The organism is Peribacillus sp. YIM B13477 (assembly GCF_042787955.1).
Classification (GTDB): domain Bacteria; phylum Bacillota; class Bacilli; order Bacillales; family DSM-1321; genus Peribacillus; species Peribacillus frigoritolerans.
Genome location: NZ_JBHZPD010000010.1, coordinates 36,151 through 62,226, shown reverse-complemented (window position 1 = coordinate 62,226; position 26,076 = coordinate 36,151). Strand labels below are relative to the sequence as shown.

The following is a 26,076-nucleotide window of genomic DNA, read 5'->3' as shown; positions in this document are numbered from 1 at the left end:
AATTATTGAATTTCACGTCTTTAAATCACCCCAAATAAGCATTAAATACCATCATTTTTGATTTATGGTGTAATCAATATGTAAGAAAGGCATGCCAAAGATTCGCATTTTGTGATGGGCTGTGAGTATTCCAGCAATTGTTTCATTAATTAAAAAGTGCTCGGATAATGGAAGCTTGAAAAGCGCTTTGCCAGCTGCTAAATAAATACCAGAGTCACTTTCTCCCTCGCTCGAAAGAATAAGAGAGCCATCGATAGCGTCAAGCTGTAAAATACCAATCATTGACGAATAAGGAAGAGGAAGTGCTATATTCATATACGTCCTGCCCTCCGTTTTATGCTGAGAATAAATGGCCACAAATACGGTATTCTCCTTCACCTGGCGAATCCATGCGCGTGGATTTTCCCTCCCATCTAGCGTTTGATCAACAGCACGTATTATATATGTCATTTCAGTACGTTTACTTGAGATGGGCAGGTTCAATTGCTGTTGTTTTGCACTTATCAATTTATAGCACACCGCAAACGGTTTAAACCAAGTTGCCCATTTTACAGAAGCAAATAACCGATACTGATCTGTATTCTCATAAAAATGGACGATTGTTTTTGGTAAAGTTTTGATATCAACAAAATCACTTAGCTCATCAACTAGTCCTGGGTGTTGCTTGCCTGCTCCTTTTAACGCACCTCGAATTTGGCTCACTGGGAAATTCCAGACATCCTGCTTCGTTTTAGGAGGCACAAGCACCCAACCGAGTACGCCTAACATGCCAAAAATCAAACAGTTAAATAAGCCATGAAATTTCAGCATGAAATCAATACTAACAAACCAAAGTCCAAACGAATTATTTGTTGCATAAAGCAATGAAAATAAGATTGTGATGCCAAGTGCACTGAATGATAGCCGTATCAATATCGTCTGCAAGTGTGAAAGGAAGCGTGTTCGGTATGCAAGTAAGATTAAGGTGTAAATGGCAAATATGTATAGCAACACAGAGATGAATTCCAGTAACGGCGAAAATGAAATGCCAATGGCGACGAGTATGGGACCCGATAAAATAATTGGCACAATTAATCGATACCATGTTGAATCGTGTAAGCGTCCAAAAAACCCAAGAGATATGGGCAATAAGAAGGCAGAGTAATGAAAATGAATAGCTGTTAACCAAGTGATTAGTGGACTAAAACCTGTATCAATTCCCGCAATATAAGCAAAGAACCATAGTCCGCCTACAAATAAATACATCATCCCGATATCAATCGATATTTCTGCCCAGTTTGTAAAACCACGCTGAAAAAACCGTTTTAGCCCATAACACGCCACAAAAAAGGTTAAAATCATATAAATGAAAGCGAGTACCATCTGTCCTGTACTTGCTGGGATAACTTGCAATAAAAAGATGGAGAGCATAGCAATCCAATTTAAAATAATATGTTTCCTCTTTGTTTCTAATAGTAGCTGGAGCATAAGTGGCACGAAAATCAACTGTGCAGCTGTCAGCATTAACAAATAGGGTTCAGATGTCAAAATACTGCTTGCTATGAAAAAGAACACACCTGCAATGGTGATTGAACTAAACAGTCTGCTCCTTAAATTCGCCTTCATAAGCCATCAGCCTTCCTACGATTCGGTTTCGTATATCGACTTGAATCGTAAATACTTCTCGGGCATCATCATACCCTTCCTCAACGGTCACAACTCCTTCTAATAACCGAAGAATTGGAAACTCTAGGTTACCTATAACGATACGTTGAGGCCCAGAGCGAATGTTTATGCGCCCTTCAGGTGTCACCGTAAACTTTAAATCCGAATAAAATAAGCTCGGCTCCCCTAAATAATCCTTCACAATACCACGCTTCGTATCAACCGTCATATATGCATTAAAATGCCGAGTAATCTCTTCAAAATAAAAAGTACGCTCCCAATATATTTCTGCCTCACCAGTCGGCAATGATCTACAGGTATTTTTGATTGAAAACGGCACATCCTTCCCGTTTTCGGGAAAAAGAAATTTCCAGCGTGTTGCTAATTTAAAAAAGGGTTTTAGCCAGAAAGCTCCCGTTTCAATCTTTGACATCATTCCGACCCCATTAAACGGTTTATCAATTGGTAGGGCATAACGCTCTTGTAGCTTAGGATGAAGTCTTTGAAAATCCTCACCTAAGAGGTCCTGGTAGATTGTCATTATGATTCACCCTTTCTCGTACGCTTGCAACTTGTTGCCGATGGCAAATCAGTTGCGAGTAAGAAGCTAATAATGGAAAGAACCCACAGACTAGCATTAAATGTAATAGGGTTAAACGGGTGTAATGAGAATGAAGGACTAGCGATCAAGGCGCTAATGGTCAATACTGGAAAAGCAATCATCTGCAGAACAAGTAAATGTCTTTTCTTACGATAAAGTAGCCATACCACTGCAAATAAAATCTCGAGAAAGCCTATTATCCCTACACCCTTTACAGCAGCAGTCCCCTCCAAGGAAGTTAAACTAGATAGCATCGATACTTCCTCAGGATGTTTGGCAATCATCTTCGGTATTAGCCCATGATAAAGCCAAACAAAGAAAAAGAGCATTGTTACTATAGTGTTAATAATGAAACGTACATACTGTGATCGTGGCGATTCCCCCTTTTCAATCCAGCGTTTTAGCACATCAAAGCTTAGAGCTGTTGCCCACCCCATGATTGGCCGAAAAAAGATGTCTAAAAGCCGTCCAAATAAACCATAACGTACATCATAGTCATATTGGGTGAGAAATGTGGTTCCGTTATCTGCCGGAATATACTGCCAATATCCTTTACCTTCACAAATTGGCGAAATTTTTTGATCGGTACCAAAGTGAAGAGAAGATGTCTTTGAACCATCCTTCTTATTATGCGTACCGATACTTTTACCCCAGCCAGCGACTTTTACCCAACATCCCAATTTCGTTTCATATAAAAAGGATTGCGGATCATCTTCTGATTTTTTCGGTAAATAGGTAATAGAAGAAAAACGCAAATCCCATTGTTCATGTAGTTCAGGCTTTTGAGTCATACGCCATACTTCTTCTATAGTTGCCTGAATTGGAATTTCCACATAGATCGGTTTGTTTTTCATAAATGTCACCTCCATTAATAAAGTAACATAAGTTTCAATACACAATGTTAGAATTTATGAAATCGCTGTAAGAGTGATAGAGTTTGAAAGACACTCTAAGAACTTATTTTATTGCTCAATTATCTGGCCCAATTGCTGAACAGAGGTTAAACAGCACTCTCTAACTATCCTGCCCTGTTCGTACAATTGGTTACTCGATGTACTTCCACCTCTTTATCCTACTATTAATTCAATCAAGCTCCACCCTCTTTCGAGGTGTAGCTTTTAAATGAAGTTTAATCAAAAATATCTCGCAAACCCACATTTTACGATAAATAAAAAGAATCTATTTTGAAAAAAGATTGATCAAAATAGATTACTATTCAGAATATTCCAGTTCAATTTTTATAAAATATTTTAATCAATTTCAGTGTATCTAAAGTTTATTCTGCCTTCTCGAATTGAATGTGCCAGCTTTCCCGGATGGGTTGATGGACAGAAGCATTAGCTGAAATATTTGCCGATTTAGCCATCAGTGCACCTCCTCGATCATCCATCCTGCAAGATCGGACGGACCGGCCGACTTCTTATTGTTGGCGGAGCCGTCACGTGGACGAAGCATGCCGCCAACGAGACGAAGTCCCTGTTTCCTCGTCATGAACCGTCCGATCTGCGTACCTATATAATTCTGTGTACCCGGAACGACATACAGCTTCCCGTCCTTCAATGCCCGAAGCGCAACTTCCACTACCCGCTCCGGTGTGTCTTTCTTACCGACGGCGGCTTCTTCCTTGCCTACGACGTTAAAGAAGCCGGTGTCCGTCGCTCCGGGACAAAGCGTGAAAAATTGGACTCCACTGTTGCGGTTTTCCCACCACAAGGCTTGGGTAAACGACAAGACGAAGGCTTTCGTTGCTCCGTATACGGCCATAAAGGGAAGGGGCTGAAATCCGGCGGTCGATGCGACATTGATAACGGCCCCGGAGTTTCTACACAACATATCCGGCAAGAACAAGTGCGTCATATCTACAACAGCGGCAACATTGAGCATGACTTCCTCATGCTGGCGCACGCCTGACACTTGTTCAAACAAACCGTGCGTGGCAAAACCTGCGTTGTTGACCAGCAATTCGATCTCTAAATTCAGAAGTTGACATTGCCGATATAACTCGCCTGGCGCGCCCTCTTTGCCAAGATCGGTAGGAATCACCTCGACCTTGACGCCGTATTTCTTTCTAAGCTCCGATGCCAGGTTCTCCAGCTTGTTTTTCGATCGGGCTACGAGTACAAGGTCCCCACCCTCTTTGGCCAATTGTCGGGCGAATTGCTCTCCGATGCCGGATGAAGCTCCCGTGACAAGCGCCCAATTTCCTTTTATGTTCATTGTGAAACACTCCTATCCACTTTTTTATAATTAGGAAACAGTGTTACTTTTTCCTTAAAAATAATTCCTGACTCTCATAAGAGTCAAGAATTATGATGCGTTTCGGTAACACTGTTTCTAATTGAAATCATTGTAACTAAGCTTTTTAAGAAAGTCAACATCGTTTTTTGAATCGTTGATTTTTGGCATCCCTTGCAACATTGACAACGCTCCGACAATTATATTAAAATTCCTGTTAAGAGCTGGAAACAATGTTTCTTATTAAAAATGTATTAATTGAGAGTGATAGCGATGACAGACCAAAATAATTCCTTCGATGCAAATACGCAAAAGTTGGAAACGTATCAGGAGGCTCGCTTGAAAAATATTGAAAATCTTCGAAAGCTCGTCGTCGATGCTGCGGCAACGATTTTGTACGATGAGGGTCCTGAAGCTGTGACGGTGCGTAAAGTTGCGCAGAAGATGGATTGCTCAACCAAAATCATATACAACCTGTTTGTCAATAAAGATGGACTGGCTCAGCAGCTTTATCTCGACGGCTGCAAGCTTCTCGCCAACGAATTCGAGAGAACGCCGCGCGCTGACGATCCGATGCAGCAGCTGATTAATTTAGGCGAAACCTTCTGGCAATTCGGACAGCGATACTCCGGTTATTACAAGCTGATGTTCGGAGGAGCCTTCGCGGATTTCAAACCAGACGAGGAGAGCATACACGGCACCGTAACAGCCATGCGGCAATTATTGACGGTAATTGGTAATGCGCAAGAGCAGGGACTGATTACCGGTCCGTATGACACGGAAACCGTCGTCCGTATCTTCTGGGCGTCGCTCCACGGTGTTATCCATCTTTACATGTGCGGACATTTTGGTGATGTGCAGTCCGCACATGCCGTTTACGAGCAAACGTTGTCTTTGGTTGTCGGTTCGTTATTTTCGAGTTGATGCTTCTAGAGAGGGAAAAGCACCTTAGGGTGTCTTTTCTCTATTTTTAACACGTCGCAACTTTATTTCAAAACGACACGAGGGTATTTTTAATACAAGCAACCTTGATAAATGAATAAATAGAAAGGGCATGTTTTGAAAAAGATTAATCAAAACATGCCCTTATACTATTTAATTGGATTCTTCTTTTATAAAAAAGATTGAACATTTTTATGTTCCTTAATCAACTAACGCACCCGTTATTTCTATAAAAGTAATTCTTATTAAAGAATCGCACCCTTTAACGGAACAACTCTATTGCCACTCAAAAATCCCCTTGAACCATTTTGAATTTCAGATGCACTTTATCTCTTGGACATAAAAATACCCCTCTAGAGGATATTATCTAAAGGGGTAAAATGATGCAACTTTATTATAAACATCGTGACTTTATTTCAAAGACACATCATTTTCCCTTTAATTCAGCTAAATAGTGCCTTACGGCATTTTCAACTAGTTCATAAACCGTCCTATCATGAATGATTGCTTGTATTTTTAGTTCCTTCATAAGTTCGACATCCATATCGAATGAAGAACGTTTTCTTATTACGTTGGTTCGTTCTATGGTTGGTGCTGATTGTTCGTTCGCCTGTTTGACCTGTTCTTTACCACGTTTTATGCCAACGTTAGAACGTTGGTTGGTATCTTTAGGTTCTTTATTTACATTAGTTGAAACGTTCGCCTTCTCTTTTCCTGCTGTTGCAAAGTCATAAATAAGCTGCTCTTGTACCGTTTCCTCGTCACCATCACCAACAAAATACCAGCCTTTTTCGCCTGAATTTCTATACTCATAACCAGCTTTATTCAAAGCTTTTCTTAGTGATTTTTCTGAAAGATGAACATCAGCCCTTTTGACAATATTCGCTGGTGTATCAGTTATAATTAACTCCAGGATTTTACCGATTTTCATTTAGTACGCTCACGGGAAAACCAATACTTTGTTTTGATATTTCGATAAGTCCCAATGTCTTTGATCAGCTCGGCAATAAGATCATAACCGCAATATGTGTGCCTCAGCGTGCTAAATTCATCCAATGTGACATAATCATCACTCTTTAATTCAACGTGACACTCTCCACAACAAATCCCCATATCCAACACCTCCAAAAAGTATATTAATATATTCGTCAAAACTTGGTGGCCATCCTTCTTTCGTACAAAAAACAGGTCTATTGACGGTCCTTTAATGTTTGTTAGTTTTTCAAAATTATCTAGACCTAATTATAAAAAACCTTAATAAATAAAGGAGAGTACATATTAGCCATGTATAATATGTACTCTCCTTTTTTCTTTTAGTGAACTAGCGCACCCGTTAGTTCATTAAAAAAAGGAGGCCATCCTTTTGGACAGCCCCATTTCCGCTAATTATAAAATTTCTAGTAGAGCTCATCATTATATTGGTTACTTCAGAATGTTACCATCTATACTTCAGAGTAGGTATCTCCAAAATGAATTGGCTTTCAATCTTTGAAAACTATGAGAATACTGCAATTTTACGTGCGATAGATTCTGTTAAACGAGATGCTACTTTTGGAACAGCCCATTTAATAATTGGTGTTAACACCGCACCAGATAATCCGCCTGCATGGATTTCCACCGTACAAGTCATTATTGTTTTACCATTAACATCTTCTGCAGTAAAGTGACCGCTTCCTGTAAAGTTATCTGATAAACCTTTTAGTTCAAACTTAATGTTTGAAGGTTCATTCCATTCGGTAATATCTACCTGCGCTTGTATTGTTTTTTTAATACCTTTCACACTACCTTCAAATGTCCAAATAGATTGCTTGTCATTTATGATTTCATGTTCTTTATAGGCTGGTACTGTCGTTGCCCATTTTTCGAGATCACTGACATAATCCCAAACTGCTTGTACATCCACTGGAACTACTACAGTATGCGTTCCCATTGCCACTATGATCCCCACCTTCACTATGTATGAATTGTAACTTTTCATTTCTACAAAATAATTATTACATAAAAAAGCATAAACTTACATCTCTAATTATCATAGCTTCCCTTCTTCTAATTCTCCAATTATTTGTAGAATCAAAATTTTCCAATCCTACAAAATCCGGCCCTTTAATGGAATAACAGGACAAGCGTTTTTAACCGACCTTAATGTCACTTAACAGTATTCCTTCTTTAACTATCCTGCCCCGTTAGTGCCATAAGAAAAAGAGCTGCCGAAGCAACCCCTTGCTGAAGTAAAGCGTTGTATTTATGTGCGAAAAGTGTTAGTTCACTAGAGATGATAGGATTCATAAAAAAACACCATCCTTTCTCGTTAACTTCTTACGATAAGCATAGCGTTTTTTCATTTTTAAAGGTATTGTTTAAACTTAGCTTGATGGGCATGTGGTAGGACCCCTAATTTCACTAATCAAACCATTAAGATAGTATGAGGATTATGTTTATAGAGCCTATACATATGAGAATTTATTCTTATATTAAAGTGCACTAAATTCATATAAATTACTTATGTGTGTGGTCATCTTGTGGTCAGTGGTCAATTTGTTATCACCTAAAAAATGAAGTTTGAATAATCGGGGCAACTCATTAATACTCTTCCAAAGGTTGCCCCACAAAAATATCCTGTAAAGAATTACATTATTTAAAAGTATATAATATCCAGTTAGAATTGGTTCCCTTAACAATTTTACCATCTAACTTTACCACTCTTCTAACTTCCATAAGAATGTCTTAGTTGTTTTTTACGCATCCTTCTTTAAAGATTGTTTTTCATCGGCTCCCCAGCATTCTACATTCTTTAGACCAGGAATGTTAGAAACATGAAAGACAGGGTTTCTGCCTGCTTTCTTCTGTTTCATGTAATCACCCAATGCGGCAATAGCAATCTTGCCAAGTAACACAATCGCAATCAAGTTAATGATGGCCATAATGCCCATGAATACGTCGGCTAAGCTCCAAACGGTTGCAAGCTGGGCTAATGAGCCAAACATAACCATGCCAATTACTGCGATACGGTAAATAACTAACCATGTTTTATTTTTACTAATAAATTCAATGTTCGATTCACCATAGTAGTAGTTGCCGACAATAGAGCTGAACGCAAACAGCAAAATGATAATGGCGACAAAAATAGTGGCCCAGGATCCCATTTCAGAACTTAGCGCTGACTGTGTAAGAATGATACCGTCAGATTCGGATGATTTATAAACGCCTGACAATAAAATAATAAATGCTGTACAGCTGCAAATCACAAGTGTATCGACGAACACGCCAAGCGCCTGGATAAGCCCTTGCTTAACAGGGTGGCTCACATCTGCAGTTGCTGCAGCGTTTGGCGCACTACCCATACCAGCTTCGTTAGAGAAAAGACCTCGTTTTATCCCATACATCATTGCGGCTCCAAGTCCTCCGCCGACAGCTTCATTTAAACCAAACGCATTGCTGAAAATAAGTGAGAACACGGTAGGAAGTTCCCCGAAATTTTTTGCAACGATATAGATTGCAATAAGGATGTACATACCAGCCATAGGTGGGACCACCCATTCGGCAAATTTCGCAATTCGTTTAATACCGCCAAAGATAATAACCGCAGTTACAGCAGTAATGATAAGGCCTGTCCATACCGGATCGAATCCAAATGCATTGTTAAAAGCGCTCGTTATCGTATTCGCTTGTACAGAGTTAAACGCAAGACCGAATGTTATGGTGATGATAATTGCAAAGAGAACACCCATCCAGCGGGCTTTCAATGCTTTTTCCATATAATAAGCCGGTCCGCCCCGGAATATATTTGTATCTTTATCCCTAACTTTATAAATTTGCGCCAGTGTCGCTTCTACGAAAGCGGTTGCAGAACCGATAAGGGCAATTAACCACATCCAGAAAACAGAGCCCGGCCCACCGACTGTAATCGCCAGAGCTACACCTGCCAGGTTGCCCGTACCTACACGGGAAGCTGTGCTTATACAGAATGCCTGAAATGATGAGACACCTTTCTTTTCAGAAGAAGATGCTGCTCCCTCCCCTAACAGGCGGAACATTTCACCGAACATGCGGAATTGGACAAACTTTGTCCTTAATGTGAAGTAAAGCCCGATACCAATAAGCATAATAATGAGTACATAACTCCAAAGAAAATTACTAAAGTCTGTTGTAAGCCAGTTGATAACATCCTTCATTTTACAATCCTCCTATACATCAATAAATGTATCAATCTATTTCAAATGCCAAAAATGAGGCAAAAGATCCTTGAAGTGTTTGCCATAATTCATTTAGAAAATACTTAAATCCCATTTTTCCCCAATGTGCCTTAGTAACATTACACCTGCATGACTATTTCCATATTCATCAATAGCCGGTCCATAAATACCGATACCACATCCATTTGGAAAAGGTACTTCTTGCCGGCTCCTTGGGGGTACGAGCGCCATAATACCTCCAGATACACCACTCTTTGCTGGTATTCCGACAAAAGCGGCAAATTTGCCAGAAGCATTATACATTCCACACGTGAGCATTAAACTTTTCGTTAATCTAGCTACTTCTTTCGGAATAATTTGTTCATTGCGGAGAGGATGGTATTCATCATGAGCAAGAATTAACGCAATCATCGCGATGTCTTCTGCATTTACCTCGATCGCACATTGCTTCAGATAAATCTCTAAGGCTTCCTCAACCTCTACTTCTAAAAAGCCCGTCTCTTTTAGATAGTAGGCTAACGCTCTATTTCGATGAGCCGTTTGCCACTCAGATTGGAAAACGGCTTCATTAATCGTTGGCCGTTTCCCACAATGCTTTCTATTATTGTGCAAAGAGATTCTACTTTATTTTTGTGGTGACTCCCCAGGAAGAAGGGAAGCTACCGTAATCGCTCCAGCGTTGATCATCGGGTTAAATGGCTTCCCTGGTTTATGCATTTCTAAACGAATAATCGAGTTAAAGGGGTCTCCTGTCGGTTCAACATCTACTCGTTCTAATACATAAGAAATACCACGGCCCAGACAGGCAGCGATAAAGCTGATCACTTTTGAGATGCTTTGCAAAGTAAAAGAGACGTGCCAATCGCCAGATTTTATTACCGTTCCACCAGGCCCTATGATGCAAATGCCTAAGTCAAAGGGATTTGCTTTTTCCAGCGCAGGAATATAGGCTGCACATTGTCCTTCACCGCTAAAGGAACGGTAATGCGTGACCCATTCATCCAGGCAATCCATCTGCAGGTCGCGTAATTGACGTTTTTCCTCTTGTATCATCCTTTGAAGCATCAAGGTTTAACCTCGCTTTCTATAGTTTTTATTTCGGTGGAAGGATCGCAAAAGAGATATCCGGACATACTCCAGAAAACTTTTCGTGTCGCTTTGCATACTGTCTATGGATTTCTACGTTTCCAACTATTTGAAAGCGCTTCCATACCTGTTATTGATAATGATATAATTCGAACTACAGAATCAGACGAAAAACTACAAAAAATACAGGCAATTTTTTTGCAGCGTTTTTTTTAAAAGAACCGATTCCTCATATAAATTGGAAATGAGCATCAACATATGTTCATTCTGTTTTCTAATTTGTCGTTCCCTCGACTGTGCTTCATACAGTTTTATCATATTGAAAAAGCTGAGAACAATAAAGCTGTGAGAAATCGCGATAATGATCATTCCGTTTAGTGCCGCTAACGTAATTGTTGTTCCCAATACAATATATTGCGCGATTAACTCCACCAAGTTCGGACAAAATTTCAATGGTAATGCCAATCAATCCGATAATCAAAGGCCGGTTGTAAAAACGGTTGACTTTTGCCACATAAAAAATACAAGAAAACGTAAAATAAAAGAAAAAACTAGAAAAATGGGCTTGAAAAGAAGGTGTCCAATCAAAATTATTCTGTGCAATCACGTCTATTAGAATACGAAATCCGACAACAGATATATTGAATTTAGCCATTAAACAACCAAATTTCAGTAAAGAAGAGAAATCAAGTGGTTTTATTTATTTGGGGATTTTATATTCAAAAATAAAGGAATATAAATTAACTTCAGATTACTACCATCAAGGCCTTGAACTAATGATAAATGAGAATTTTAAATACCATAACAATTTAAAACAAGCCATTGAAGCATTAATAATAAATGAGGACATCGAAAGGGCAAAATTTTGGTTAACTAATCTTATTCAACGTCAAAGTTATGATAAAAAATTTAAGAAACTTGCTGTTTTAGAAAAGAAAGTACAGTAATCCTTATTCAGCTAACGGGTGCCATTATGTAGTAATGAAAAAAGCACAATTTCTCAGCATTAAAATTGGGAAATTGCGCTTTTTATATTGGAATTTCGCTTTATGTTATAAATCCGCATTTTCCTGATGTTACCCCATACCCATCAAGTTAAAGTTTTGTAGTACCCCCAGAACGAAATTTTGGATTTTCTTGTAACTTATTAGCTCAATTTATTGTTTTGGGGGTGACCTATTTTCTTGGCTTGATGGGCATGTGGTGGTACCCCTAAAAAGTAAAAAAGCCCAGCCCATTACAGGCTAAGCAGGTTTACCGCGAAATCAATTATTGCTATAACTAGCCCTAAGTTACGATTTAACGCTTGTTTTACACAACCAAGTTGAAAACCTTTTTTACGCACAATTGTAGCTTCGAAACAAATTTTGATCAAATTAATACAAAAAACCTTGATAAATGAACAAATAGAAAGGCATGTTTTGAAAAAAGATTAATCAAAACATGCCCTTATAATATATAATTGGATTATTCTTTTATAAAAAAGATTGATCATTTTTGTGTTCCTTAATCAACTAACGCACCCGTCAGTTCTATAAGAAAACAGTCTTTTTTATTGCGAGATAAGGTATTTTTCTTTGAAAATTGGACATAATTCACTCCATACATCGAATTTATTACCATCGAAATCAAAGAAAACGAAATTCCTTCCAGAATGTCCTCTATTTTCAATTACACCAACTCTAATCTGTTTATCGCTAAAATCTCTATGTATAGCTTCTAAAGCATTTAATCCATTAACTTCAAAAGTTATAGAAAAACGCTCAACACCGTAAATATCATAGAAATTTGAGCTTTGATCTTCTTTAGATTTAACAAGGAAAATACTTTGGTTCGCAAAATTAAGAATTGCTTTGTCTTCGTCTTTATAGCTTAACTCTGCCCCCAATTTGTTTACATACCATTCAGAAGAAAGTTCTACATTTGAAACTGGGATATAAGTAGTTCCAACCCTTAATAATTTTTTATTCACCCTGTTTTCCTCCTTTAATTACTTGAATAAACTCATTCTCCACTTATATTTCTTTCCCCTTTTAATTATCCATAATTACCCTTTTATATATACAACTATCCTGCTCCGTTAGTTCTATAATGAATACCTTAAAGAATTTCGTATAGACCCAAAACAACACACATTAATCCTCCGAAAATAAATAAAACTTTAAGAAACCAATAATTAACTGTTTGTGGTAAGGGCGTTATATATTTGATGTGTTCAAAAAATTTGCTATTATCAAACCGAAAACGAGTCGTATAAATCAAACCAGTCCAGGTTGCGATAATGCCAAATATAGTTGTAAATATAGACCAAAAAAAGTCTTTGTCCACTCTATTAACCCCACCTAACTTAAAATTCTTTCTTTTATACGGGTTTACCTCTAAGTTCCACAAGAAAACAAAGATTTAAGAAGCATCCTAGGCCTAGTGAGTATTCAAATATTTTAAAAATTTCTGCTTGAGATTACTGGTGTATACGGCTGCTCTATTGAACTTTCAGTGAAGAATGGATATCTGATGACGAGTTTTTTGTCACCGAATCTGAAATTCATGGAATAATAATAAACTGTGTCATCAAAAAGAACTTCGAATAAAAAAAACATAGGGAGATTTTAGTCTTCCTATGTTTTAAATCATATTATTTATCTGTTTGTTTTTGCTTCTTTTTCAAATACTCCGCACGGATTTTTTCAAGTTGCTGCTTTTTATCAAATTTGGCAGGCATATGTTTTTCATGAAACTTTGTCACAGCTACCTTACCTTTGGTATCCAATTGATATTTTCCCACATTGTTCACCTACTTTTCTTGTCTTTAAAGAGAATCTATTCAACCAATATAATATACCTTATTTTACTGAAGTAAACCTTATTACTTTTTTAGTGTACCGCTAACTTTGCATATATCAGTAAAAACATTAAAAACTTAGTAATTCATCGCCAAATGGTATTCATTTCATTGTTATAATTAACATAAAATGCTTTGACATTCTGATAAGCCTCAATAATTCTATTTCTTGTTTGTTCAGCTCTTTTCTAAAGATCCAATTGTTCGGTAAATAAGGTTTAAAATATTAAATCAATCTAAGTCTACTCCATCTTTAAATGGTTCTTAATGCTAATAACCATTACGTTCTCGATGATTTCAAATTTAGGTCTCTGAGGAGAAATATTGTTTTTTGCAGAGTCCTTTTCTACTTGTTTAAAAAAATCTACATCCCCAATATTTTTCTCCAAAAAATCACGCTTTATTATTAACTTTTACCCTAATTAAATGACAAGGCCATGTGGTGGAAAAAGGAAAAACCTTGTTGAACGAACAGGTGTGTTAGCTGAATATAGTTCACAGTACCTGTTCAAGTCCTGATTTCACAATAAAATGCCAGCCTTTTCTTTTTCTTATGGAACTAAAGAGCCAGGTTAGTTTAACAAGGTAATATTTGGATTAAGATAGATATAAGTAGAAATTTTACACTTCTATTTTAAATCGAAGCTGATGAGGAAGCAGCTGCTTGATCAGCCTTCACACAATCAATTGCAACAACAAGTGCAATAATAATCGTTTCCATCTCTTCATCTATTATTTGAACCTTGTAGCTATCGCCCCAAGTGAACCACTCCTTGCACACTTTACCTACGATTTGACCATGCTGTAAAACTTGAAAATCCATATCCCACCAATTACCATGTACTTCAATGCCTGCCGCATCAATTGTATATCGTGCTTTAAAGAAGGAAAATTCCTTCTTTATTGTTAATACCTCTCGGCCATTCACCTCAACCAAAAACTTTGGTAAAAAGCTGAACACCTTTTTCGTAATGAGTGCTACTTCATCTCTTGCTGTATTCATAATGGAGAAAGTCTTTGGAACTTGCATAAAACTTCCTTCCACGTAATATATATCCTTCTCCTGCTGATCCTTTACTGTAAATTTCCCACTAAGACTGAATACCTTCTGTTTAATATAAAGCTGCCTCATACTAATGCCTCCCAACCTTAAGCCTTTACATTACTTACGATTAAAATGGGCATTGGTTCCAATCTTATGCATTAAATTCCAAATAAATACACGTCTTTACTGGAAAAATGCTTTTCTGTTCAGGAACCAAAACCATCAAAGAAGAATACGGCATATTCCCTCCCTTTAATGCCACGTGTTGACCGTTAGCTAGATCATTGAAATACGTTTCAAATCCAACTGTCGCAATAGGAATCGTCATATCTGCGAAAACTTGGTAAGCATGAATCATATCCATGCTTCTTTTACTTACGATTTCTTTACCTCCAAACTTTCCATTCTGTAGCTGCATAATCATGTACTTTGACATGTCTTCTCCAGTGGACAAAATGCTTCCTTGTGGTGCATCTGTTAGACCATGCGCCACTTGTTGGAACAGGATCAGTGGGCCCGTAATGTGTAGCCATTCTCTTGGTAAGATCAGACGTAAAACGTATACTTGTAGGCTCCATGCCTAATGGTTTGAAAATTTTCTTTTCCATATATCGTGAGAAAGATGAGCCCATAACATTCTCCACTGCATATCCTGCGAGTGCAAATGCGAAGTTGTCATACGTATAAGCTTCACCGGGCGGCCGTACCACCGTCGGCATATGTTTAAAGAAAAACTCCTTCATCGGGATATCTTGATTAACGTATTCTGGTCCGGTAATTGTAGTGATATCGGGAAAATCCACGCCGCTGGTATGGGTCAGCATATCAAAAGGGGTTTTCCTGTTTTATTGGGTATTTTCAATCCACCGGGATATTGTTGTACATCTTGATCTAGTTTACGCTTTCCTTTATCGGCTTGTTGCATCACGGCCAAGTCAGTAAAAGTTTTCGAGACTGAAGCAATTTGGAAGACCGTTTCCTTATTGACGGGAATCTTCTTTTCTTTATCTGCAACCTTTATTGATGACGACCTTTCCATCATGGACGACGACAAAACTTGAACCGTTTACATTGTCCTCCTTCATTTTTTCCTCAAATAACGGATCAGCAAAAGATTCTATTTCTTTTGCATTATTGGGGCTTTCGCCATTTGGACATCGGTCGTGGATGTCGGTGGTTTTGATTCTCCAACTTCTAATGATTGTGGGGAACACGCAGAAATCATGCTAGTGGAAGTGAGAAGAATTGTGAGACTGTGTATTGATTGCTTTTTTTATTTTCGGACTCTCCTTTGTTTGATTGAAAATTTCTTGTCAGCACAACGAGCAGTCAGCTCTTCAGCTGTATAAACCGAGTGTAGCAAGCGGAAAGTCATAGTAGCTAGTGACCTTTCGTCATCTTCATGCATGACATAAAAAATAGAGCGTAGAACGGTTAGTTTCATTGTCATGATCTATAAATCATGACACTTTGACACTACCGTATGTGACAGGCGAAAAGTTAGAATCGAAGAGCGGCTCATAACTTATTAGAAAGAGGAGGAGAAATTCTAATGACGAAAGAAGCAGCTCAAAAAAGTTTGCAAGATTTCTACTTTTTGTTGTTTACCTTCGGATCCGGATTGTTTTACTTTTGCTTCTATTTGGCCAGCATTACATTTGCACTCGTGATGACAGTTATTTTCGTAGGTATTCCCTTGTTAGCGAGTGTGTTGCGGACAACTCACACGTTTGTCCAGTATGAACGTATTCAGACGAAGGTTTATACGGATATATCGATAGAGCCAATCCTACCAAGGACAAAAAGTGGAGATGATAAATGGATTGAAGCGAAAGAAGCAATTCTTAATAATAACAATTGGAGGGCTATTTTTTGGCTCATGCAGAAGTTTCTAATTGGGGTAATTAGTCTCATATGTGCCGTTATATTGTACGTAGCTCCGCTTGTATTTATCGTTACACCGTTACTTTTTCAATATCTTGAGATATATTTATTAGGAATAACCGTGAATTCATGGAAGGAATCCATATGTGTCATGATCGTTGGGGGTATTCTCTCCTGGATACGTATTTGTATTGGAAACAGTTTAGTTCAAATGATTGGAAAGTACACGATTTCCATGTTCAAAGCTATTAAGGGGTGATAATTTGTTTGGGATTTTGAAACAATGGTTTTGGTTTGACTGGGTATTACTTTGTATACGTTTTGTCATCTGGCTCTCAATGATGTTAACTACTATCCAACACCAAGACCATTTGACTGTGCCACTTTGGATCATCATTCTTTGGGAAGTGGCCTCATTTTCAGTACCTTGGATTTGTTTAATGTTCAGTTATCGCTATTATCTGTTTACTGAGATAGTTTTGTTTGGTGGAGTTTGCTTCTACTTAATCTTATTATTCCCAGCGGCTTATCTAGCTTTTTTAATGCCGACTTTCATGATCGCGGCTAATAGTGCCCATAAATCATACCGTTGGTCGGGTTCTATCACAATTGTTCTGTTTCCGTTTCTCATTGCAATATTTTCCCGTGAAATAGATGTATGGGTGATTATCCTACAAATGGGTCTGGCCTTTGCAATGGGATTTTCCTTTCGTTTACTCGTTGTTAATTACCGTAACAATGAAATTATTCGTAACCAGAAGCATGTATTGGAACAGTATTTATCCCAGATTGAACGAATTACTTTGCTAGAGGAGCGTGATAGACTCTCAAAAGATTTGCACGATACGATGGGACATTCCTATACCTCAATCATTATGGGGATGGAAACATTACGTAAGGAATTAAAGACAAAAGATGGGGAACAAAAACTTGACTCATTATTGAAGTTGGCCCGTAACAGTATGGCAGAAGTGAGAACGTATTTACATCAAATGGATTCACAACAAGAATCACTTCCGCTAATTGTTACCTTGAAACAATTAGCGGAAGAGTTCCAGAAACATGCAAAAGTAAATGTACGCACTCGAATAATAGGGGAAGAGTACACGGTCCCCAAACAAGTGAAAATGACATTATATCGGAGCTTGCAAGAAGCACTGACTAATGCTGTACGACACGGACAATCCACCGAAATCATTGTGTCACTGCATTTTGAGCCGCAACAGACGAGATTGGATGTGCAAGATAATGGCTGCGGAGTGGAGGAATGGAAAGATGGCTTCGGGTTAACTGCGATGAAAGAACGTACGGCACAATTACAAGGTAGAGTCACTATATACTCCGAAAAAGGCGTGGGGACGCTCATCTCATGTGTGTTACCTAAACTGGAGCAATTATCCAACGAACGAATCCGCTTGTGTATCGTCGATGATCATTCGTTTATTCGAGAAAGTCTCTATACAATCTTGGATGAACAGAAGGACTTGCAGGTAGTGGGCATGGCTGAAGATGGAGAGCAAGCTGTAGAATTGTGTGGAAGGCTGAATCCAGATTTGGTATTAATGGATTTGGAGATGCCCAATCTGGATGGGATTCGTGCCACCAAAATAATCAAGGATAAATGGCCTGACATTCGTGTCCTCATCCTTTCAACGTTTCAGGATATAGAAAGGGCGAAGGAAATCATACGAAGCGGCGCTGACGGCTATTTGCTAAAATCCATAGAGTCACGTGAACTAGCTGAATCGATTCGCCTCGTCTATCGGGGAGCCACTATGATTGACCAAGATTTGTTCCATAGAATGTGGGATGGAAATGATGAGGCAGAGCCAGCCGGATTGAAGTTAGATGGAAAAGAGTATGGCTTAACGAAACGCGAACTAGAGGTTTTGAATCTTTTGTCTCAAGGAATTCGTTATAAAACAATTGCTTCGGAACTTTACTTATCAAACGGCACTGTAAGAAATTACGCTTCCACTCTCTATGACAAATTGGGAGTCAAAAATCGAGAAGAAGCCGTGCAAAAGGCAAGAGATACAGGATTACTTTCATAAGAGGATTACTTTCATCTGCTAGGGGTGTGTGAACGTTCAAGGTTTCAGGGGACCACATGTCAAAAATATTGTGATGGGCGATTTTATAGCTTCTATAAATAAAATTTTTAAGTAATTCATGTTTAATTTTCAATGAATCATATAATGACAATCATATAAAACCCAACATAATCGATCTTATTTTGGGTTTTATAATGTAGCATAAGAAAAAGCGATCCTTCTTAATACAGAATTGCAGGACATTTGAATTAAGTATTTGGATTGGGTCATAAACTCCTCGATTCATCTGCTTTTAACCTATAGACCAGATCGATATAATCCTCTTTTGAAAGGGAACCTTTGGTTCTCCACTTATGCATTACTTTATAGTGAACTTACAAAATAGTTTTCCAAATCCCTTCTCGGAAACCCTGTTTCTTTGCCATTTCAGCAATAGAAAGACCTTCTATCAGTATTGGTCATTTTCCTTCTGATTAACTTTTAGCTAATTATAGATTGATTTATAATCATAGTGGATTTGATAAACTACTTTCCCTTCTTTTTTATAATTTTCTTCCGTTTAAACATCTTGTGATAAAGTTAGATACATTGAAAATAAAAAAAGTACACTTTTCAAGGTTACCTTCAACACCGATATAAAACCTTCCCTTATAGTTATAGTTCATTTTTATTGTGTCGGGTTCTATTTATTTTATGTCCCTTAATTAAATAGAATAGCCTTCTGCAACTAACCTGCCCCTTTAGTTCCATAAGAAACTTCTATGGCGGCGAATGGGGCGTTCTCCCTTCCTGGATGGGAATAATTAGGGACTTAGGACGCTTTGGGCGTACTCAAAGACCTCTTCAAAGTAATTCGCGATATACATGTCGCGGATTTTTTGCGTTTTTCCTTCCTTGACCCGAAGAATCTTGTTTTGTTTGCCTTTAAGGTCCAGGATCTGCTTCGTGGTGAGCTTGAGTAGGTCCCTAACACGTAGGCCGGTCTCACAGCCTATACAACAAACAGGATGTAATCGCGCTCCGAACAATGGCGCTTCAGCGCCCATTTCATATCTTCTAACTGCTGCTGATCCCGGATCGGCTGCACATTTTTTTGTTGTGTCATCATCATCGACCTCCCCTTCTTCAAACCCTTATGTACCAATGATTTAAATGTACGATAATTTCACAAAATCATACATTTCTAACTTTTAGGCATTCATTTTAACTTATGAAAACATAGATTTTTCATTTTTACTAGATATATGGAAGGATTTAACCAGGCTAATGATTATTTAAGAAATACATAGCTATTAAAGATAGGATTATGGGAACCTTTCCCCCACTTTCCCGACCACAAAAACCCTTAACTTCATCCTCTTTATGGATGAAGTTAAAGGTATACATATATATAACAACTATTTTAAAACTGAGATGGAATCAACATTCACCTCCGTTGAAGTTTTACGGGCAACAGGATCTGCCTGACCAGTCCATTCAATAGATAATACGTGCTTACCTGCAGTTAGTCCTGTTTTACTGAAGATTTCTTCTTTATACTTAGGAGTAGCAGCATGCAAGCTATAATTTGCTGATTTTCCGTCCAATGTCACTTTTACAATTCCTTGTTTGTCATTTTTTATAGCTTTATAGGATATTCCTGTACCATTAAACACAATTTTCACAGTTGAACCGGTTTGGTTTGTACTTGTGTATGAGCTTGCCGACGCACTTCCATCGGATATTTTATTCCATGTTCCTTCATATCCAAAATATTTACTTGTATTTTCATATGTTCCTGCTCCAATGCCTTCTGTAACAGAAAGAGTGTATTTTCCAGCTCCACTAAAAGCGTGGGCATTCAAATAATATGTGCCTGTTTTAGGAGCTGTAAAAGTAAAGGACTCCTTGGATGAATTTGTAATTTCTGAATGTGCTACAATGCCGTTGCTCGAATTTACAGTCTTTGTAGTGTCGTTATACAAATATAAATCAAAGTCCGTCCCGGAATCACCAGTTAGTGTAGCCTTCACCTTTTCCCCTTTTAATAGTTTAATAGAATAAACATCATTTTTATCTTTACTTGCATCAAGTGAAGTACTGATACTCCCTCCCTTCCAAGCAATACCAGGGATATCAGAATCTACCTCGAAATTAACAGCTTTCCCTGCATTCACAAGTCCTCCCGTACCAACTTTTCCTGTTAATGAAGACAGCTTTGTAGTGGTTCTCAAGATGGCATCCTTGATTTGAATGGGAGTATACGATGAACGTGCGCTTTTTACTAACGCTGCTACTCCTGTAACATGCGGGGTAGCCATGGATGTTCCATCAAGATATTCATAAGCCGTAGAATAGTCGCCTTCCACACTTGGGGTTGTACTTAAAATACTTTCACCAGGAGCAGCGACATCTACGCTTTTTGCACCGTAGTTAGAAAAACCTGAAAGATTTCCTGTATTGTTAATAGAGGCTACAGAAAGAATGTTAGGCAAATCATAAGCAGCAGGATACATTGGACTTGTATCCGAGTTCTCTGCAAAGTTACCTGCCGCAGCTATAAATAAGGTGCCTGAGTTTTTAATAGCATCCTTTAATGCTTGTGAATGTTCTCCTCCACCCCATGAGTTATTCAAAATCTTTACACCTTTTGCCTTAGCATATTCAATGGCAACAATCGCATCAGATTCGTACCCTCCATATGGTCCGAGAAACTTGAGAGGCATAATTTTCACATTTGGAGCAATACCGGTAACTCCAATTTTATTTGCTTTTGCAGCTATTGTTCCTGCAACATGAGTTCCGTGGAAGTCTTCCTCTCCTCGAATGAACAATTTATTATTTTTATCATAAAAATTCCAGCCGTTTACATCGTCTATATATCCATTTTTATCATTATCGATTCCATCGTTAGGGATTTCTTCAGTGTTTACCCAAATTCTATCTTTTAATTCTGGGTGATTAATTTCGATTCCTGTATCAATCACTCCAATAACAAGAGAGGAACTGCCCTTTGTATTAGCCCATGCTGCTTCCGTATTTATATCAATACCTTTTTTACCAACTCGTCCTAATATTTCCTGTCCAGTATTTTTAAGTCCCCATAGTTCGCTATATAGGGGATCTGTAACTGCTGTCGGTTGATATACATAGTTTGGCTCTACATACTCAACATTAGAAGAAGCGTTAAGTTCTTTTAACACATCTGCCATCTTTTTATTTTTGGAAAATTTCATTACATGTGTTCCTTCTTTATTCAATTCTTTTGCATTTGTTAAACCTAAAGTAGTGCTCAGGGATCCTAGACTTTTTATGGAGTAATTCTTTTTAAATTTTACGATAACCTCATTTTCTTTATACTTCTTTGGTTTGTTATTATTAAAATAAGTAAGGATTTCCCTTTTTTTAACTTCGCTACTATCTACTTTTATTATCTCCTCTTGTATGTTTCCTTCTACCTTTTTCTCATGTTTAACAACTTGAGGAGTATTCGCAGAAGTGGCAGCAAATGTTGTTGTCCCCCCAAATAATAATCCTACAGCCCCGCATATACCTATTATCTTTTTTGATATTCTCATTCTCTAATCTCCCTCAGCTTTTTTGTTTTCATGATAATAATTTGGTAAGAACAAAAACCTCCAATATCCATTTATTAGATATGTAATTCTTTTGCCAAAAAAGGATCAAATTCAGTATTTTTTTAGTTTGAAAAATAGAAAATAACTAAACTTTTCCTTACTTGGTATTTTCTAACAACTAACCACAAGTTTAATAGATGTGAGTTAAATATTCAAGTATTCATTTAGAAAAAAATGTATATTAATAAGGTGAATGACTAAATAGAAAGGGCATGTTTTGAAAAAAGATTAATTAAAACATGCCCTAATACTATTTAATTGGATTATTCTTTTATAAAAAAGATTGGTCATTTTTGTGTTCCTTCATCAACTAACGCACCTGTTAGCCATCCATGAAGCGCAAAAATCGGCGATTCACCACAAAAAATGAAAATGGTTAGGTAGTGTCAATACTGATACTGACCTTAATCCAGTCAACCCTAATCCATAGACTAATTATTTACGCTCTCCTCTTTTTTTTAACGATTGAGGAGGGTCTTCTGCCATTTTTCATTTTTAAAGGAACTTATTTTCATGGTAGTTCCATAAAAAAAAGTTGCCTTAAGACAGCTCCGGTCTTCAGCTAACGCCCCTGTTCGTTCATTAAGAAAAGCGATTCTCATCGGAAAAACTTTATCTACGTGAATTTCTATGGCCGGAATGTCAAAATCCATCAATTATTGGTGTTGGTAAGTTTGATTAAAAGTTTTCTGTAAACCCCAAGCTATGGCTAATAAAAGGAATCAAAATGGTTTTCTTTCCTTTTAAATGGACTCTCCATTTTATAAAAAAGTTTAATCAAAACTCATTTAGAAATCTTTGATTGAAAAGATAAAGTATCACAACTTTATACAAAACCTCGCATCTATCTTCAAACATCGCAATTTTATTTTAAAGACCCAATTACCAATGTCGGATTCCCAAGAAGATTAATAATAAATACCAAGTAAAATTTTAAGAAAAATTTAATATTTACCCCACTTTTTATTTTAGAAGTTTTTCCTATCCTATATACAAGTTACTTTATGGAGGAGAATAAAAATGAAAAAGTGGGGATTTTATTGGTTTTTGCATTAGCTTTTATTCTTAAGATATTACCGGTATCCCAAGATAAAGTGGAGGATCAAATCTGAAAAAATTTCGGAGATGATAGCATAGTGTAAAGTAGGTTAAAGCATAGGTTATTAATATGAAAATGAATTAGGAATTGAGGGTTTATATGGAAAAATCAAAAAAACTATCAAAAAAAATAACTGCTGGCTTGTTGGCCGTATATTTATTTGCATTAACATGGATTATAGTCTTTAAAATGCAATTTTCATTCCAAGGCTTGCCGGATTTTAGGGAAATCAACTTAATCCCTTTTGCTGGTTCAGCTAATGTTAATAACCAAATAGATTTTAATGAAATAATCTATAATGTACTTGCATTTATCCCATTTGGAATTTATATCAGTATGCTAAAATCAAATTGGTCTTTCTTGAAAAGGATTACAGTAATAGCAGGAGTTAGTTTGCTATTTGAAGGAATGCAATTCATCTTTGCTATAGGAGCTAGCGATATAACTGACTTTATGGGAAATACATTAGGTGGAATTATTGGAGTTGGAGTTTATAGTGTATTTTGTAAGCTGTTCAGTACTAAAGCTACTAAAATCCTTAATGTTTTAGCTTCAATCGGAACGATATGCATTGTTGCATTATTGCTGTTATTAATATATCTCAGGATTAGTGGCGTTATTATTTATAAAGTTTCCTAAGTAATTGGAGAATTGCTGTTTCATGAAAATTAACAGAGGGTACATCATCAATGACTTGATACAGCAGGTTCTTTAATTTATAAAACAAGAATGACAAAGATCACAAGCCACCTATTTTGAGGATGGCTTTTTTAAATTTCCCTAAAAACGGAAAATATCCTTATTCATCAATCTGGCCCAATAGTTGAAGAAAGGTCAAAGAGCACTATTCAACTATTCCACTCCGTCAGTTCCATAAGAAAAAGGCTGCCGCAGCAGCCTACCTAAATGATTTATTCTCCTTGAGTTCCCTCTTCACTTTTGTATTCCAAAAGATCTCCCGGCTGACAGTCCAAAGCCTTACAAATCGCTTCTAACGTGGATAGTCGAATCGCTTTTGCCTTTCCATTTTTCAATATAGAAAGGTTAGCCATCGTTATTCCAACCCTTTCCGAAAGTTCCGTTACGCTCATTTTCCTTTTAGCCAGCATCACATCAATATTGATTATTATTGCCATGTTATTCACCTCAGACTATTAAGTCATTCTCTGATTTTATATCGATGGCTTCTTGTAAAAGTCTTTGAAGGACAGCCGCAAAGACAGCAATCACCATGGGGGCGAAAATCATGACCATTCCGATTAGTCCGAGACCCGGTGCGTCATCCACTTCCGCTAGGATAAAGACGAATGGCAGGGCCACCACATACAAGCCACTGATTGTGATGGCACATTTTTTGATTTTCTTTAGCGCTCTTACAGATAATTCCGAGAAAGCTTGGTTCTTGTCAATATAGCTTAATAGGTTAAACGATTGATACAAGGCGAAGTAAAATGGGATTGCCGACACATACATAACCATTAATAGGCCATATACCACATAAGCCAAATCTGAACCTCTTTCTGCTGCTTCATTTGCTTCATTCGCTATCTGAGGCAACAAAAATAGACACAAAGCAAGAACCGGAATGCCGATAAAAATAACAGCTACCTTTAAAAAGAGTGTTGAACTTCGTTTCATGAAAAGCACCTCATTTAATTATTGTCAATTTGAATTTAACACGTTTTTTATCGTTTTACAATAAAGTATTATTGTATCTAATTATATTATTATTGTTTAAACATTTATAAGACAAAAATAAAAGCATTCCCCATTACAGCGAAATGCTCGATAGCTTGTGCAACCAACTTCCCCTTTAGTTGCATAAACAAAAGGAGCTGCCAGATGGCAGCAAGATATTCAACGTTAGTCATAATAACGAAACGCCCACATCGCTAAATCGTAAAAAACGAATAACCGGTATAAAGTATGCTATTGCAACTCCTTAAATATGAGATAAACAAGGGCCTCGATTTTCTAACTGAAACCGCGGCCTTCAAATGTATATTCTAAACTAAGACTTGTTAATCCTCATTGGAAGAGAACGAAATCGCGGATGCTCAGCGAGTATAGAACTTCTCATCTGTTTAACGACAGGATGTTCTGATGAAAAAAACTGATCTTTAGAATTGTAATGCTCGATTAATTCCCCTTTTTCCAGTACACCCAAAGTATCAGAGATTGAATAAGCCGCTTTAATATCATGTGTAATAAAAAGATAAGATAAGCCGAAGTCTTTTTTCAACTCACTTAATAATTCTAAAATCAGTGTTTGATTAACCATATCCAGACTGCTTACGGATTCATCCAAGACGATTAACAGTGGCTTAAGAGAGATTGCTCTAGCAATATTAATTCTTTGCAATTGTCCACCGCTAAATTGGTGTGGGTATTTTTTTAAATCCTTTTCACTTAGGCCCACTCTTTCCAATAACTCAATAACCGTTCTTTTTTGTTCGGTTACGGTTAGTTTTTCATAGTTTTCTAATGGCTCGCCTACAATACTTTCGGCGGTCATTCGTGGATTGACAGCTGAATATGAATCCTGAAAGACGACCTGTAGATCTCGGCGTATCTTTTGTCGAGTAAGCTTATCAGCGGTATAGATATCATGCCCTTGAAACAGAACCTGTCCTTGCTGTGGACGTTCTAAGCCAAGGATCACTTTTCCTAATGTACTTTTTCCAGCTCCACTCGTGCCAAGCAGCCCTAAACATGTTCCTTCGTCAATGGAGAGGGAAATGTCAGTGAGTACTTTTTTAGAAGGCTCTTTCCATTTCAAAAACGTATGAGAATTATAGCTATGAGTTACTGCTTTTACTTGTAATAAACTCATT

General features: G+C 37.5%; 21 protein-coding genes and 4 pseudogenes. 6 read left to right on the top strand and 19 right to left on the bottom strand.

The window, feature by feature from the left end; all coding sequences use genetic code 11:
- Positions 1-51 precede the first annotated feature (51 nt).
- From ACFX4H_RS22915 to ACFX4H_RS22900, 4 genes are all read right to left on the bottom strand, one after another.
- On the bottom strand, positions 52-1,605 hold the full coding sequence (locus tag ACFX4H_RS22915; protein ID WP_377436321.1) for a YndJ family protein: 1,554 nt from the start codon (positions 1,603-1,605) through the stop codon (positions 52-54).
- Positions 1,574-2,185 carry a DUF4166 domain-containing protein gene (locus ACFX4H_RS22910; protein WP_377436320.1) on the bottom strand — a complete coding sequence of 204 codons (612 nt, stop codon included), beginning with the start codon at positions 2,183-2,185 and terminating at the stop codon, positions 1,574-1,576. Before ACFX4H_RS22910 ends, ACFX4H_RS22915 begins: the two co-directional genes overlap by 32 nt.
- Complete coding sequence (locus ACFX4H_RS22905; RefSeq protein ID WP_377436319.1) at positions 2,185-3,099, bottom strand: DoxX-like family protein; 915 nt, start codon at positions 3,097-3,099, stop codon at positions 2,185-2,187. The genes ACFX4H_RS22910 and ACFX4H_RS22905 overlap by 1 nt, the downstream gene beginning before the upstream one ends.
- A 511-nt stretch (positions 3,100-3,610) precedes the next feature.
- A complete protein-coding gene (locus ACFX4H_RS22900; RefSeq protein ID WP_034306232.1) occupies positions 3,611-4,462 on the bottom strand; it encodes an SDR family NAD(P)-dependent oxidoreductase in 852 nt (283 codons plus the stop codon).
- 291 nt (positions 4,463-4,753) lie between these two features.
- On the opposite strand from ACFX4H_RS22900, the gene ACFX4H_RS22895 reads away from it, so the two are divergent.
- The gene (locus ACFX4H_RS22895; protein WP_241637670.1) at positions 4,754-5,404 is read left to right on the top strand and encodes a TetR/AcrR family transcriptional regulator; all 651 of its coding nucleotides are present in this window, start codon (positions 4,754-4,756) and stop codon (positions 5,402-5,404) included.
- A 445-nt stretch (positions 5,405-5,849) separates the two neighbouring features.
- Here ACFX4H_RS22895 and ACFX4H_RS22890 read toward each other — a convergent pair whose 3' ends face one another.
- The 6 genes and pseudogenes from ACFX4H_RS22890 to ACFX4H_RS22865 all read right to left on the bottom strand — a co-directional run.
- Complete coding sequence (locus ACFX4H_RS22890; protein ID WP_377436318.1) at positions 5,850-6,353, bottom strand: hypothetical protein; 504 nt, start codon at positions 6,351-6,353, stop codon at positions 5,850-5,852.
- Positions 6,350-6,535, bottom strand: coding sequence for a hypothetical protein (locus ACFX4H_RS22885; protein WP_034306238.1), 186 nt, complete (start codon positions 6,533-6,535; stop codon positions 6,350-6,352). The genes ACFX4H_RS22890 and ACFX4H_RS22885 overlap by 4 nt, the downstream gene beginning before the upstream one ends.
- A gap of 382 nt (positions 6,536-6,917) precedes the next feature.
- Entirely contained in the window at positions 6,918-7,352 is a 435-nt protein-coding gene (locus ACFX4H_RS22880; RefSeq protein WP_225989259.1) for an SRPBCC family protein, read from the bottom strand.
- A gap of 805 nt (positions 7,353-8,157) precedes the next feature.
- Positions 8,158-9,594, bottom strand: a complete 1,437-nt coding sequence (locus ACFX4H_RS22875) for an alanine/glycine:cation symporter family protein (protein WP_377436317.1) — start codon at positions 9,592-9,594, stop codon at positions 8,158-8,160.
- 93 nt (positions 9,595-9,687) lie between these two features.
- Positions 9,688-10,629: pseudogene (locus ACFX4H_RS22870) on the bottom strand (glutaminase).
- Between the two features lie 270 nt (positions 10,630-10,899).
- Positions 10,900-11,401 (bottom strand): annotated as a pseudogene (locus tag ACFX4H_RS22865) (ATP-binding protein); the annotation flags it as partial.
- On the opposite strand from ACFX4H_RS22865, the gene ACFX4H_RS22860 reads away from it, so the two are divergent.
- Positions 11,343-11,648, top strand: coding sequence for a hypothetical protein (locus ACFX4H_RS22860; protein WP_377436316.1), 306 nt, complete (start codon positions 11,343-11,345; stop codon positions 11,646-11,648). The pseudogene ACFX4H_RS22865 and the gene ACFX4H_RS22860 overlap by 59 nt on opposite strands.
- Positions 11,649-12,253: 605 nt before the next feature.
- Here the strand turns inward: ACFX4H_RS22860 and ACFX4H_RS22855 are convergent.
- The 4 genes and pseudogenes from ACFX4H_RS22855 to ACFX4H_RS22840 form a co-directional block, all read right to left on the bottom strand.
- Positions 12,254-12,673 carry a VOC family protein gene (locus tag ACFX4H_RS22855; RefSeq protein WP_249598720.1) on the bottom strand — a complete coding sequence of 140 codons (420 nt, stop codon included), beginning with the start codon at positions 12,671-12,673 and terminating at the stop codon, positions 12,254-12,256.
- Between the two features lie 663 nt (positions 12,674-13,336).
- Entirely contained in the window at positions 13,337-13,486 is a 150-nt protein-coding gene (locus ACFX4H_RS22850; RefSeq protein WP_034306261.1) for a hypothetical protein, read from the bottom strand.
- Positions 13,487-14,177: 691 nt separating this feature from the next.
- The gene (locus tag ACFX4H_RS22845; protein ID WP_328138910.1) at positions 14,178-14,675 is read right to left on the bottom strand and encodes an LURP-one-related/scramblase family protein; all 498 of its coding nucleotides are present in this window, start codon (positions 14,673-14,675) and stop codon (positions 14,178-14,180) included.
- A gap of 103 nt (positions 14,676-14,778) precedes the next feature.
- Positions 14,779-15,813: pseudogene (locus ACFX4H_RS22840) on the bottom strand (serine hydrolase domain-containing protein); the annotation flags it as partial.
- Between the two features lie 327 nt (positions 15,814-16,140).
- On the opposite strand from ACFX4H_RS22840, the gene ACFX4H_RS22835 reads away from it, so the two are divergent.
- Positions 16,141-16,731, top strand: coding sequence for a sensor domain-containing protein (locus ACFX4H_RS22835; RefSeq protein ID WP_283866969.1), 591 nt, complete (start codon positions 16,141-16,143; stop codon positions 16,729-16,731).
- A gap of 4 nt (positions 16,732-16,735) precedes the next feature.
- Positions 16,736-18,526 (top strand): helix-turn-helix transcriptional regulator, encoded by a 1,791-nt coding sequence (locus ACFX4H_RS22830; protein WP_252297090.1) that lies wholly within the window; start codon positions 16,736-16,738, stop codon positions 18,524-18,526.
- A 1,397-nt stretch (positions 18,527-19,923) separates the two neighbouring features.
- Here ACFX4H_RS22830 and ACFX4H_RS22825 read toward each other — a convergent pair.
- Entirely contained in the window at positions 19,924-22,083 is a 2,160-nt protein-coding gene (locus ACFX4H_RS22825; protein ID WP_377436315.1) for a S8 family serine peptidase, read from the bottom strand.
- 1,080 nt (positions 22,084-23,163) lie between these two features.
- Between ACFX4H_RS22825 and ACFX4H_RS22820 the strand changes: the two are divergent.
- A pseudogene (locus ACFX4H_RS22820) lies at positions 23,164-23,252 on the top strand (carboxypeptidase); the annotation flags it as partial.
- An 89-nt stretch (positions 23,253-23,341) separates the two neighbouring features.
- Complete coding sequence (locus ACFX4H_RS22815; RefSeq protein ID WP_377436314.1) at positions 23,342-23,881, top strand: VanZ family protein; 540 nt, start codon at positions 23,342-23,344, stop codon at positions 23,879-23,881.
- Positions 23,882-24,153: 272 nt separating this feature from the next.
- Here ACFX4H_RS22815 and ACFX4H_RS22810 read toward each other — a convergent pair whose 3' ends face one another.
- The 4 genes from ACFX4H_RS22810 to nikE all read right to left on the bottom strand — a co-directional run bounded on the left by ACFX4H_RS22810 (position 24,154) and on the right by nikE (position 26,075).
- Entirely contained in the window at positions 24,154-24,378 is a 225-nt protein-coding gene (locus tag ACFX4H_RS22810) for a helix-turn-helix domain-containing protein (RefSeq protein WP_057276524.1), read from the bottom strand.
- Between the two features lie 10 nt (positions 24,379-24,388).
- Positions 24,389-24,880 carry a DUF2975 domain-containing protein gene (locus ACFX4H_RS22805; protein ID WP_034306308.1) on the bottom strand — a complete coding sequence of 164 codons (492 nt, stop codon included), beginning with the start codon at positions 24,878-24,880 and terminating at the stop codon, positions 24,389-24,391.
- Between the two features lie 104 nt (positions 24,881-24,984).
- Positions 24,985-25,113 carry a hypothetical protein gene (locus ACFX4H_RS22800; protein ID WP_377436313.1) on the bottom strand — a complete coding sequence of 43 codons (129 nt, stop codon included), beginning with the start codon at positions 25,111-25,113 and terminating at the stop codon, positions 24,985-24,987.
- A 140-nt stretch (positions 25,114-25,253) separates the two neighbouring features.
- Entirely contained in the window at positions 25,254-26,075 is an 822-nt protein-coding gene (nikE, locus tag ACFX4H_RS22795) for a nickel import ATP-binding protein NikE (RefSeq protein ID WP_283866960.1), read from the bottom strand.
- Position 26,076: the final 1 nt, after the last annotated feature.

What these genes read in the sequence shown, in the direction of transcription:
- ACFX4H_RS22915 (WP_377436321.1), bottom strand. Translation starts at nt 1,605, where the DNA reads ATGAAGGCGAATTTAAGGAGCAGACTGTTTAGTTCAATCACCATTGCA.
- ACFX4H_RS22910 (WP_377436320.1), bottom strand. Translation starts at nt 2,185, where the DNA reads ATGACAATCTACCAGGACCTCTTAGGTGAGGATTTTCAAAGACTTCAT.
- ACFX4H_RS22905 (WP_377436319.1), bottom strand. Translation starts at nt 3,099, where the DNA reads ATGAAAAACAAACCGATCTATGTGGAAATTCCAATTCAGGCAACTATA.
- ACFX4H_RS22900 (WP_034306232.1), bottom strand. Translation starts at nt 4,462, where the DNA reads ATGAACATAAAAGGAAATTGGGCGCTTGTCACGGGAGCTTCATCCGGC.
- ACFX4H_RS22895 (WP_241637670.1), top strand. Translation starts at nt 4,754, where the DNA reads ATGACAGACCAAAATAATTCCTTCGATGCAAATACGCAAAAGTTGGAA.
- ACFX4H_RS22890 (WP_377436318.1), bottom strand. Translation starts at nt 6,353, where the DNA reads ATGAAAATCGGTAAAATCCTGGAGTTAATTATAACTGATACACCAGCG.
- ACFX4H_RS22885 (WP_034306238.1), bottom strand. Translation starts at nt 6,535, where the DNA reads ATGGGGATTTGTTGTGGAGAGTGTCACGTTGAATTAAAGAGTGATGAT.
- ACFX4H_RS22880 (WP_225989259.1), bottom strand. Translation starts at nt 7,352, where the DNA reads ATGGGAACGCATACTGTAGTAGTTCCAGTGGATGTACAAGCAGTTTGG.
- ACFX4H_RS22875 (WP_377436317.1), bottom strand. Translation starts at nt 9,594, where the DNA reads ATGAAGGATGTTATCAACTGGCTTACAACAGACTTTAGTAATTTTCTT.
- ACFX4H_RS22845 (WP_328138910.1), bottom strand. Translation starts at nt 14,675, where the DNA reads ATGAGGCAGCTTTATATTAAACAGAAGGTATTCAGTCTTAGTGGGAAA.
- ACFX4H_RS22835 (WP_283866969.1), top strand. Translation starts at nt 16,141, where the DNA reads ATGACGAAAGAAGCAGCTCAAAAAAGTTTGCAAGATTTCTACTTTTTG.
- ACFX4H_RS22825 (WP_377436315.1), bottom strand. Translation starts at nt 22,083, where the DNA reads ATGAGAATATCAAAAAAGATAATAGGTATATGCGGGGCTGTAGGATTA.
- ACFX4H_RS22815 (WP_377436314.1), top strand. Translation starts at nt 23,342, where the DNA reads ATGGAAAAATCAAAAAAACTATCAAAAAAAATAACTGCTGGCTTGTTG.
- ACFX4H_RS22810 (WP_057276524.1), bottom strand. Translation starts at nt 24,378, where the DNA reads ATGGCAATAATAATCAATATTGATGTGATGCTGGCTAAAAGGAAAATG.
- ACFX4H_RS22805 (WP_034306308.1), bottom strand. Translation starts at nt 24,880, where the DNA reads ATGAAACGAAGTTCAACACTCTTTTTAAAGGTAGCTGTTATTTTTATC.
- ACFX4H_RS22800 (WP_377436313.1), bottom strand. Translation starts at nt 25,113, where the DNA reads ATGACTAACGTTGAATATCTTGCTGCCATCTGGCAGCTCCTTTTGTTT.
- nikE (WP_283866960.1), bottom strand. Translation starts at nt 26,075, where the DNA reads ATGAGTTTATTACAAGTAAAAGCAGTAACTCATAGCTATAATTCTCAT.